This is a genomic window from Chimaeribacter coloradensis (assembly GCF_002858715.1).
GTDB classification, from domain to species: domain Bacteria; phylum Pseudomonadota; class Gammaproteobacteria; order Enterobacterales; family Enterobacteriaceae; genus Chimaeribacter; species Chimaeribacter coloradensis.
Genome location: NZ_PJZH01000019.1, coordinates 56,786 through 67,145, shown reverse-complemented (window position 1 = coordinate 67,145; position 10,360 = coordinate 56,786). Strand labels below are relative to the sequence as shown.

Sequence of the window (10,360 nt, the reverse complement as noted above, 5' to 3'; positions counted from 1 at the left end):
CAGCCCGGAGGACGCTGGAGGGAACCCGCGGAGCGGGCAATAATTCTGCCGGGGCACCGAATGCGCGCGGGTGCAGGGCCGGCGCGCCGGCAGGCCCTGCTCGGTTGAGGCAATGAGAGTCGGGTAGGCAAATACACATGAACAACCGAAACATGCCCCCCTACCCATAATATCGGCAGCGGAGCCGCAGAAAGACACCGGGCGTATGCCAACGCAACAAACCTCGATCCCAATTAAAAAGACCGCGTATGCCAACGGCCAACGCAACAAACCTCGCTCCCAATTAAAAAGGCCGCATATGCCAATACGCTCACCGGCACGCCCAAAAAACCACCAAAAAAGTGATCAACCAGCGGCCGCTGCCGCCTCCTTAACCCATCCATCAAATAACGCCTGGTGCGCCGCAATCCAGCCATCCGTCTGCTGCTCAATCTCCGCCTCACTATTTTTCCCCGCGTGCATCGCGGAGTTCTGCGCGTTAATGTCCTTCAGCGGCAGCTTCATGATGGCGAACAGCTTCGCGGCGGCCGGGTTCTTCTCCGCCCAGGCGCGGTTGGCGACGATGTGCATGGTATTCACCTTGAACCCGTAATTCTTGCCGTTCGGCAATTCGGTGGTGCCGTTCTTCTCACCCGGCACCACCGAGAACGGCACCTGCAACCACACCACGTCGCGGCCCGGCACCAGCACATCACTCACCCAGTAAGGCGTCCAGGTGTAGTAAAAGATTGGCTTGCCCTCTTTATACCGGGTGATGGTGTCGGCAATCATCGCCGCGTAATTGCCCTGGTTATTATCCACCGTCGCGTTCAGGCCGTACGCCTCCAGTTGCGCATTCAGCGCCGCCTCACAGCCCCAGCCCGGTGTGCAGCCGGTCATGTCCGCTTTGCCGTTACCGTTGGCATCAAACAATCTGGCGATCTTCGGGTCTTTCATCTGCTCAACGTTGGTGATGTGGTACTGCTCCGCGGTCTTGCGGTCGATCAGGTAACCCTGCGCCGCGCCGGTCACATAGGCCCCTTCGCGGTAGAACACCTTATCGCCCCCGGCGGCGCGGTACATATCATCGTGCAGCGGTGCCCAGTTCACGGCGGTAAAGGTCGCGTCACCGGCGGCGAGAGAGGTATAGGCGACGTTGTAATCCACCTCGCGCGTCTCTTGTACGTCATACCCCAGCTTCTCCAGCGCTTTATTCACCAGCAGGGTCTGGAACGTCTCTTCACTGATGGTGCTCTGGATCGGCTGCACCGTCACGCCTTTGCCCGGCAGATCGGCGGCAAACGCGCCGGATGCCAGAACGCTGGTGCTCAGGGCCGCGGCCCACAGGCGGCAATAGTTCATGTGCTCTCCTTCATTATGGGATTTTACCGGCGGGGAACGCCCGCCGGGGAGGGAAACAATCAGGCGTTGCGGATAAACGGGCGGGTCAGCAGGCCTGCCGGGCCGGTGGTGTACCAACGGCGTGCGCCTTTGCTGCGGCGATCGCGCCCCAGCGACTGCGTCAGGCGATCCAGGATGATTGCCAGGATCACGATCCCCAGCCCGCCCACGGAGGCCAGCCCCATATCGAGGCGGCCGATGCCGCGCAGCACCATCTGGCCCAGCCCGCCGACGGCGATCATCGAGGCGATCACCACCATCGACAGCGCCAGCATCAGCGTCTGGTTAATCCCCGCCATGATGGTCGGCATCGCCAGCGGCAACTGCACTTTGAACAGCATCTGGCGCGGGCTGGCACCAAAGGACTCCGCCGCCTCCACCAGATCGGCCGGCACCTGATGAATGCCGAGGATCGTCAGCCGCACCACCGGCGGCAGGGCGAAGATAATGGTCACCACCACGCCCGGCACATTACCGATGCCGAACAGCATCACAATCGGCACCAGGTAGACAAACGCCGGGGTGGTCTGCATCGCGTCCAGCAGCGGGCGGATCACCTTCGAGGCGCGCGGGCTGCGGGCGAGGAAGATGCCGAGCGGCAGGCCAATCAGCACACAGAAGAACAGCGACGTCAGCACCAGCGCCAGGGTCACCATCGCCTGTGACCAGGCCCCGATAGCCCCAATCAGCACCAGTGACACCAGCGTCGCGATCCCCATACCGGCCCCGGCAAACTGCCAGGCGATCAGCGCGAAAATCAGAATCGCCACCGGCGCGGGCAGCCCCTGCAACAGCAGCTGGAAATGGCTGAGAATAAAGTCCACCGGCACCCGGATGCCCTGGAACAGCGGGCGGAAATGCAGCACCAGCCAGTCGATCGCCACCGTGACCCAGTGGTCAAGCGGCAGCCAGGCCTGATGGAACGGGTCCATCAGCGAGAAGTGTTCCGGCGCGGCCTGCGTCCCGGCGTTCAGCCAGTCCGTGCCGCCTGCCGCCTGCGAAGCCGCGTCGGTGGCCGCGTGGCTGCCGGAGGCGTTGTCAGCTGACCAGGGGTCGATGCCTGGATCCAGCAGCGTGTCACTGCCCTGCGGGGCGGCGTCGGCCTGGGATGACGCTGCCCACGGGTCAGCGGTATCCTGCGCAGCCTGGGCGTGATGGGTGATGTCAGAATGAGGGGCGTTACGCATTGGCATTGCTCTCCTTGTCGAGTGCCTGCAACAGCATGGCTTTGGAAATAATGCCGACGTACTGATTATCCTCAGCCACCACCGGCACCGCGCACGGGGCGGCCGCCACCGTGGAGATCAGCTCACCGAGCGGCATCTCCGCCGGCACCGGGGCCGGGTCGGTGAGCAGGGCGCTCTCCAGCGGCAGGTTGGCTTTCAGCGCCTGCTTCAGTGAGTCTGACGACACCACGCCAACGAAGCGCTGGCCGCGCTCCAGCACATAGCCGTAGTCGCGGTCTTCTTCTTCCAGCAGTTTCAGCGCAGAACGCGGGCCGAAGCCGGGGGTTTTACGGATCAGCGTCACGGCACGGCGGCGGGCAATATCTTTGGCACTGAACACGTTACTGATGTCCACGCCGCGGAAGAAGGTGCGCACATAGTCGTTGGCCGGATTATTCAGGATCTCATCCGGGGTGCCGACCTGCACCACCACGCCACCCTGCATAATCGCGATCCGGTCGCCAATACGCATCGCCTCATCCAGATCGTGGGAAATAAAGACGATGGTGCGCTGGTGGCGGGCCTGTAATTTCACCAGCTCATCCTGCATCTCGGTGCGGATTAACGGGTCAAGGGCGGAGAAGGCCTCATCCATCAATAAAATATCGGGATTATTGGCCAGCGCCCGCGCCAAACCCACGCGCTGGCGCATCCCGCCGGAGAGTTCATCCGGGTAGGAGTGGGCATAATTTTCCAGCCCGACCTGGCGCAGTGCGTCCAGCGCTTTTTCATTGCGCTCAGCCACCGGCACACCGGCCAATTCCAGGCCAAAGGCGGTATTATTCAGCACCGTCAGGTGCGGCATCAGCGCGAAAGACTGAAATACCATACTGATCTTATTCCGGCGCACGGCGCGCAGGGCGCTGTCCGATATTTTGGCAATATCTTCGCCGTCAATCAGCACTTCGCCGCGGGTCGGTTCTATCAGACGATTGAGAAGGCGCACCATGGTGGACTTGCCGGAGCCGGAGAGGCCCATAATGACAAAGATTTCGCCTTCTTCAATGGCCAGACTGGCGTTTTTGACGCCCAGTGTCAGCCCGGTTTTCTCAAATATCTGCTCCTTGGTGTGGCCGGCTTCAATCATTTTAAACGCCCGTTCCGGGTGTTCGCCAAATACTTTATAGAGATTTTTGACTTCCAGTTTTATTGCCATGCGATAGGGAATTCCTCGCGGGTGGAAATAGTGAGTCGGCGCTAAACATTTCGCGGAATCGCTAATTATCCGCGGCTTAGCCTGAAAATTAACGCCCTATACCCTAGCACAATAAGAATCCCTGACAACCCTGAATCCCGGCCGGGAAAATAGGCAGAGAGTACGCACAGGATATTATTCTGTGACGGAAATGAAAGATATTTCCCCTTATCACCGTGCGCATAACGGGCGAATTTCCGCCCTCCGGGTACGTAAAAAGCCAGAGGCAGCAACGGCTAAACGATGAAGGTTGACAAAGAGGTATTTCCGGGAGTGCACCGGCTATTTCCCGGCAGGGGGCAGCCACATTTTACGGCAAATAGCCCGGTGAATCCGGCGCAGACAGAATATATCACTGTTTGCGCCGGGCATATTATTGGGCCGCGACCCCGGTTTTCCGGTATAAACGGCGCGGGTGGCCGATTTTGCCGTACTGCATTTCAATCTGCACAAAGCCGGTTTCCACGCAAAATTCCAGGTAACGGCGGGCCGTGGTTTTGCTGATGCCGCTCTCCGCGACAATCTCATCCACCGACCAGGCGATCTCCGGCCGGTCGGCGAACAGCCCCTTCACCAGCGCCAGGGTATTCGGCTCAATCCCTTTTGCGCCTGCGTCGTCCGCTGGGCGGCGCGCCTGCAAATTATAGAGTGCATCAACGTTGCTCTGGTCGAGCACTTTGAAGCTGCGCTGGGTATGGATGAACTGCATAAAGCGCTCCAGCGAATTGCGCAGCCGCTTATAGGAGATCGGCTTGATCAGGTAGTCAAAAGCCCCGGCACGGATCGCCTGGCTACAGGTGTGCATGTCGCTGGCGGCGGTGATGAAAATCACCGTGCATTCACTGTTTTTCAGCTGCGGGGTCTCCAGCAGCGCGATGCCCTGGCCATCCGGCAGGAAGTTGTCCAGCAGCAGCAGGCGCGGGCGGTGCGCGGCAATCAGCCGCCGCGCCTCGGCCAGCGTGGCGGCGATGCCCGCCACCCGCAGGGCGAAATGTTGCTCTATAAAATCAGCATGGAGCCGCGCCAGCGCTGGCTCATCTTCCACGATCACCACATCCAGCGGGGCAAAACCGGCCGGGCTGAGGGCATCCATCGGGTTAAGATCGTCCATCATCGGTTTCTCTTCAGGTTATCGCCACCGGTGGCGGATTAGGAATAAACAGGGAAAACAGCGTGCCGCGCGGGCTGTTGTCGGCCACTTCAATCAGGCCGCCCGCCTGGCTCACGTAGCGCGACACCAGATAGAGGCCGATGCCGTGGTCGCCCTCCGGCTTGCTGGTGACGCCCGCCTCAAACAGTGACGCCCGCAGCGCCGGGGCGATGCCGCTGCCCTGATCCCCGACTTCAATCACCAGCTCATCATGGCTGTCGGCGAGGTAGAGCGTCACCTCGCGGCCGGGCGGGGTGGCGGTGAGGCTGGCGTCCACGGCGTTATCCAGCAGATTACCGAGGATCGACATCAGCTCGCTTTCGCCGATCCGGCTCAGCGGCTGGTGCAGGCGGCAGGCCGGGTCGAAGGTCAGCAGAACGCCTTTTTCATGGGCGGCGGCAAATTTGCCCAGCAGCAGGCCGCACAGGGCAGGGGAGGGGAAACGGGCTGACAGGAAATCCAGCAGCGCCTGTGACCCCGCCGACTGCGCCTCGATATAGCGCACCGCCTCGTCATAGCGTTTCATGTGCAGCATCCCGGCCAGCGTCGCCGTCCAGTTCAGCTGCTCATGGCGCATAATGCGCAGGCTGTCGGCGTAGCGCGTCACCTGGCTGAGCTGGCTGCTCAGGGTGTTGATGTCATTTTTATCGCGGAAGCTGATCACCCAGCCCTGCGGCACCTCGCCGTCGATCATGGTGACCCGGTTGGCGATCACCTGCCGCTGGTTGAAGCGGCAGATCTCGTCGTGGCGGTTATCCTCCTCGCGGGCGTGGAAAAAATCGGGCACCGCGTGGATCACCTCCTCGACCGGCCGCCCGATCAGCGTCGCCTCCGGCACCCGGATCGCCAGCATGTCGCGCGCCGCCTGGTTGATGGCGATGATGCGCCGCGCCGGGTCGAGGGCGATCACCCCCTCATAAATTGCCGCCAGCAGCGCCGTCTGCTGGCGCACCAACTGGCCGATCTGCTCCGGCTCCAGCCAGAACATCTGCCGCTTCAGCCGCCGCGAGAAGGCCCAGGAGAAGAGGAACAGCGCCAGCAGCAGCAGCGCCACCACGCCGATAATCTGCGACACCTGCCTGGCGTTAAGCTGCGCAATATGCGACGCCAGGTAGCCCACCGACACAATGCCGATCACCCTGCCATGCGCATCCCGCACCGGGGCCTTACTGCGCAGCGACAGCCCGATGCCGCCCTGGCGCACGGTAATCGTCGTCTGCCCCTGCAACACCTCGCGGTTGTCGCCGCCCACCATCGGCGTGCCGACGCGATCCGGGTGTTCCGAGTGGTAGAGGTGGCGCGCCTGGCTGTCCCCAAATACCAGGTAGCTCGCATCGCTCTGCGCCCGCAGCCGGTCGCCGATCTGCCGCAGCGCGGCGACGTCATGCCGCTGGAGGGCTTCCACCAGCGACGGGATCTGGGCGATCTCCCGCGCCTGTACCCGCGCGCGGGCGCCGAGGTCGCGGTGCAGTTGTTGATCAAGCGTATGGTAAAGGTAAAACCCTACCAGCCCGAGCAGCAAACAGGAGAATGCCACCAGGCTGAGGAACAGCCTGATCTGAAAGGAGAGTGTGGGCTTGTCAGCGGTCATGCAGGCCAGGATTTGCGGATTGAGACATTTGTTTAACCTACCATTAACAAGAGGGCGGCGTTATCCCCTTTTTGCTCTCGGGCCGGAAACCACCACAAACCCTGTAATCCTGCTGTAAAAATTTGCATTAACACCATAGAAACCATTATCCCCATTAACCCACCGATTTAATTTTGAACACTCTCACAACCGGGCGGGGGGCGCTTTCCCTATCCTTTCCCGACAATGACAAAAAGGGGAAACCGATGAGCACGAGCGATGATGCCTACCTGGCGCTGAAAGAGAAAAACGCCACCCAGATGAGCCGCAGTGAAAAGTGGTGGCAGATCATGGACACCTACAAAGTCGGCATCATCCCGTTGCCCCTGTTCCTGCTGGCCGGTGCCCTGATCCTGATCGACTGCCTGGCGGGCAAACTGCCGGGTGACATCGTGGTGATGGTGGCGACCCTGGCCTTTTTCGGTTTTGCCTGTGGCGAGTTCGGCAAACGGCTGCCGCTGGTGGGCAAACTGGGGGCCGCGGCAATCTGCGCCACCTTTATCCCGTCGGCGCTGGTGCATTACGGCCTGCTGCCGGACGTGGTGGTAAAAGCCACCGTCAGCTTTTATAAATCCACCAATATTCTCTACCTCTATATCTGCTGCATTATTGTCGGCAGCATCATGAGCATGAACCGCCAGGTGCTGATTCAGGGCTTCCTGCGTATTTTCGTGCCGATGTTGTGCGGTGAGCTGGTGGGTATGGTGACCGGCATGGCGGCCGGTTACCTGCTGGGGTTGGACCCGTTCCAGACCTTCTTCTTCCTGATTCTGCCAATCATGGCCGGTGGGGTAGGGGAGGGGGCGATTCCGCTCTCCATCGGTTACGCGGCAATTCTGCATATGGATCAAGGGGTGGCGCTGGGGCGCATCCTGCCGATTGTGATGCTCGGCGGCCTGACGGCGATTGTGCTCTCCGGGGTGCTGAACCAGCTCGGCAAGCGCTACCCGCACCTGACCGGCGAAGGCACGCTGATGCCGAGCCGCCGCGGGCGGATGGCGGACATGACCGAAGATGCCGGGCGGCCGGACGTCAACGCGCTGGCCTGCGGCGCGCTGCTGGCGGTGCTGCTCTATATGGTGGGGATGCTCGGTCACCGCTTTATCGGCCTGCCGGCCCCGGTCGGGATGCTGTTTGCGGCGGTGGCGGTGAAGCTGGCAAACGGCGTGTCGCCGCGTATCCAGCAGGGGTCGCAGATGGTGTATAAATTCTTCCGCAGCGCGGTGACCTACCCGATCCTGTTTGCAGTGGGCGTGGCGATCACCCCGTGGCAGGAGCTGGTAGACGCCTTCACGATCCAGAATTTGATTGTGATTGTCTGCACCGTCTGCGCGCTGGTGGGCACCGGTTTCCTGGTAGGCAAGAAGATCGGCATGCACCCGATCGATGTGGCGATCGTCTCCTGCTGCCAGAGCGGCCAGGGCGGCACCGGTGACGTGGCGATCCTCACGGCGGGTAACCGCATGGCGCTGATGCCGTTCGCGCAGATTGCTACCCGCATCGGCGGGGCGATTAATGTGTCTGTGGGGTTAATGGTATTGGCGCATTTTTTGACCTGAGCGGTGGGCTTTAATGGGGGAGCACATTGCATGTGGGCTTTTCGTTTAGGTCGAGGGTTGTTGTGTTGGCTTGGGCGGACTTTTTGATTGGGATCGGGGGTTGTTGCGTTGGCATACGCCCGCATTCATTCTGCGGCTCCGCTGCCGCCACCGCGCAAGGGGCGCGTAGGCGCGCACCCCTTGCATCCCCGCGCCTTGGGTGCCCCGGCTGAATCATTGCACGCTCCCGCGTGTCCCCTCATTGCGCCTCCGGGCTGATCGGGCCGCCGCTAATGACAGTCCCTGTCATGGGCGTCTCTCGCGGACATCCATGTCCGCTCGCCCGGCCCTGCGTCTCCATTCGGCAATGATTTTTACGCCCCCACCATTTCTGCAAACCTGCGGGTATGTAAGGAAAGAGTAGGGGGAGGGTATTGGTACGCCTTGCATGCTCGCCCGGCCCTGCGGCTCCATTCGGCAATGATTTTTACGCCCCCACCATTTTTGCAAACCTGCGGGTATGTAAGGAAAGAGTAGGGGAGGGGATTTTTATGCTCTGTGTGCTGGCTGGCCCTGTGGCTCTACTTGGCGATGATGTTTACGCCTCTGCCACCTCTGCTCGGCAATCATTCTTATTCCTGTAGCAAGCTGCACTTCTTTACCCGCTAAAATGCGCCGGCTCCTACCCCGGCAAACCGTCGCGAAACATGGCGATCAAGGTCGCGACCTCCTCGTCGGGGGGCGTGATGTCGCGCCGGACGATCAAATGCAGCGGGGTGGCGCGGCGCTCGCCGTGGCCGAGCGGAAGGATCTTCAGGCTGCCGTCGGCGAGCTGCGGGGCGATGCGCTCCTCCGGCAACCAGCCGTAGCCGACCTGATAGGTCACCGCCTCTATCGCCGCTTCTACCGTGGAAAATGTCCAGAACTCGGCGGGGGAGAGCGGGTCATCATGCGCGGCTTCGCGGTCGAGGATCCGGATCAGCGGGTAGCGCGCCAGATCCTCTTCGCTCAGCGGCGCAGGCAGCCGGTGCAGCGGGTGATCGGCGTGGGCCACCGCCACAAAATCGATATTCATCAGCCACTGCCCGCGCCCGGCCATATCCTGCCGCCGTGACAGCACCATCAGATCGGCCTGCCGCTCCCCGGCGCGCTCTGTTTCACTGTTCAGCACCTCGGTCAGGTGAACCTGCGTCAGCGGGTGTGCCTGCTGAAACGCCCGCAAAACCGGGAACAGCCTTGAACGCGGGAAAATCGTGTCCACCAGCAGATCGAGCCGCGCCCGGCGGCCGGTGCGCAAGGTGGCGGCGCGCGCTTCCACATACTCAAAGGCGCGCAGCAGCGGCCGCACCTGCGCCAGCAAAATCGCCCCGGCCGGGGTCAGCACCGCCCGCCGCCCCTCCGGTACCAGCAGATCCACCCCCAGCCGCTGCTGCAACAGCGAAATGTTATAGCTCACCGATGACTGGCTGCGGCAGGCCGCCTCCGCCGCATTGGCAAAGCTGCCGTGGTCAATGACGCTCTGTAACAGCGCCCACTGCTCCAGGGTGGTTTTATTCATAATTCATCCACTTTTTCGATAGGTATGGGCTAAAAATAGCGTTATTCATCGGCCTGATAAAGATCTAAGGTACGTTTATCAACCAAGGAGGCGTATATGAACACTTTTGATAAACAAGATCTGAGCGGGTTTGTCGGCAAACACCTGGTCTACACCTACGACAACGGCTGGAACTACGAGATCTACGTCAAGAATGCCACCACGCTGGATTACCGCATCCACAGCGGGATCGTCGGCAACCGTTGGGTGAAAGACCAGCACGCCTATATCGTCCGCGTTGCCCGTGACGTCTACAAAATCTCCTGGACAGAGCCCACCGGCACCGACGTCAGCCTGATCGTGAACCTGGGTGACAGGATATTCCACGGCACCATTTTCTTCCCGCGCTGGGTCATCAATAACCCGGAGAAAACCGTCTGCTTCCAGAACGAGCACATCCCGCAGATGGAAGCCTGCCGTGAGGCCGGCCCGGCGTACCCCACGGAGGTGATCGACGAGTTCGCCACCATCACCTTTGTGCGGGACTGCGGCGAGAATGACGACACGGTAATCAACTGCCCGGCCAGCGCGTTACCGGCAGATTTCCCGGCTAACCTGCGGGCATGATGTGGGCGTCCGGGGCGGCGTGTCTGATTTATGAGCTGCGTCACAAGGAAAGATTTGTGGTCGCCCCGGACTTCCGG

At 61.3% G+C, this 10,360-nt stretch carries 8 protein-coding genes; 2 read left to right on the top strand and 6 right to left on the bottom strand.

The window, feature by feature from the left end; all coding sequences use genetic code 11:
* Positions 1-345: 345 nt before the first annotated feature.
* The 5 genes from proX to CYR32_RS15785 form a co-directional block, all read right to left on the bottom strand.
* On the bottom strand, positions 346-1,341 hold the full coding sequence (gene proX, locus CYR32_RS15805; protein WP_101826116.1) for a glycine betaine/L-proline ABC transporter substrate-binding protein ProX: 996 nt from the start codon (positions 1,339-1,341) through the stop codon (positions 346-348).
* 59 nt (positions 1,342-1,400) lie between these two features.
* Positions 1,401-2,567, bottom strand: coding sequence for a glycine betaine/L-proline ABC transporter permease ProW (gene proW, locus CYR32_RS15800; RefSeq protein WP_101826115.1), 1,167 nt, complete (start codon positions 2,565-2,567; stop codon positions 1,401-1,403).
* Entirely contained in the window at positions 2,560-3,762 is a 1,203-nt protein-coding gene (proV, locus tag CYR32_RS15795; RefSeq protein WP_101826114.1) for a glycine betaine/L-proline ABC transporter ATP-binding protein ProV, read from the bottom strand. Before proV ends, proW begins: the two co-directional genes overlap by 8 nt.
* 412 nt (positions 3,763-4,174) lie before the next feature.
* Entirely contained in the window at positions 4,175-4,915 is a 741-nt protein-coding gene (locus CYR32_RS15790; RefSeq protein WP_241523837.1) for a response regulator, read from the bottom strand.
* A gap of 10 nt (positions 4,916-4,925) precedes the next feature.
* Positions 4,926-6,542: an ATP-binding protein gene (locus CYR32_RS15785; protein WP_101826113.1), complete on the bottom strand. Its 1,617-nt coding sequence runs from the start codon at positions 6,540-6,542 to the stop codon at positions 4,926-4,928.
* 245 nt (positions 6,543-6,787) lie between these two features.
* Between CYR32_RS15785 and CYR32_RS15780 the strand changes: the two genes are divergently transcribed.
* Positions 6,788-8,140 (top strand): 2-hydroxycarboxylate transporter family protein, encoded by a 1,353-nt coding sequence (locus CYR32_RS15780; protein ID WP_101826112.1) that lies wholly within the window; start codon positions 6,788-6,790, stop codon positions 8,138-8,140.
* Between the two features lie 661 nt (positions 8,141-8,801).
* Here the strand turns inward: CYR32_RS15780 and CYR32_RS15775 are convergent.
* The gene (locus tag CYR32_RS15775; protein ID WP_101826111.1) at positions 8,802-9,677 is read right to left on the bottom strand and encodes a LysR family transcriptional regulator; all 876 of its coding nucleotides are present in this window, start codon (positions 9,675-9,677) and stop codon (positions 8,802-8,804) included.
* Positions 9,678-9,773: 96 nt separating this feature from the next.
* Here CYR32_RS15775 and CYR32_RS15770 point away from each other — a divergent pair, with 96 nt between their 5' ends.
* Positions 9,774-10,283: a phenolic acid decarboxylase gene (locus CYR32_RS15770; protein WP_101826110.1), complete on the top strand. Its 510-nt coding sequence runs from the start codon at positions 9,774-9,776 to the stop codon at positions 10,281-10,283.
* The last annotated feature ends 77 nt before the right edge of the window (positions 10,284-10,360 follow it).

Excerpts from the sequence above, each read along its gene's own strand:
- proX (WP_101826116.1), bottom strand. The coding sequence starts at position 1,341 with ATGAACTATTGCCGCCTGTGGGCCGCGGCCCTGAGCACCAGCGTTCTG.
- proW (WP_101826115.1), bottom strand. The coding sequence starts at position 2,567 with ATGCGTAACGCCCCTCATTCTGACATCACCCATCACGCCCAGGCTGCG.
- proV (WP_101826114.1), bottom strand. The coding sequence starts at position 3,762 with ATGGCAATAAAACTGGAAGTCAAAAATCTCTATAAAGTATTTGGCGAA.
- CYR32_RS15790 (WP_241523837.1), bottom strand. The coding sequence starts at position 4,915 with ATGATGGACGATCTTAACCCGATGGATGCCCTCAGCCCGGCCGGTTTT.
- CYR32_RS15785 (WP_101826113.1), bottom strand. The coding sequence starts at position 6,542 with ATGACCGCTGACAAGCCCACACTCTCCTTTCAGATCAGGCTGTTCCTC.
- CYR32_RS15780 (WP_101826112.1), top strand. The coding sequence starts at position 6,788 with ATGAGCACGAGCGATGATGCCTACCTGGCGCTGAAAGAGAAAAACGCC.
- CYR32_RS15775 (WP_101826111.1), bottom strand. The coding sequence starts at position 9,677 with ATGAATAAAACCACCCTGGAGCAGTGGGCGCTGTTACAGAGCGTCATT.
- CYR32_RS15770 (WP_101826110.1), top strand. The coding sequence starts at position 9,774 with ATGAACACTTTTGATAAACAAGATCTGAGCGGGTTTGTCGGCAAACAC.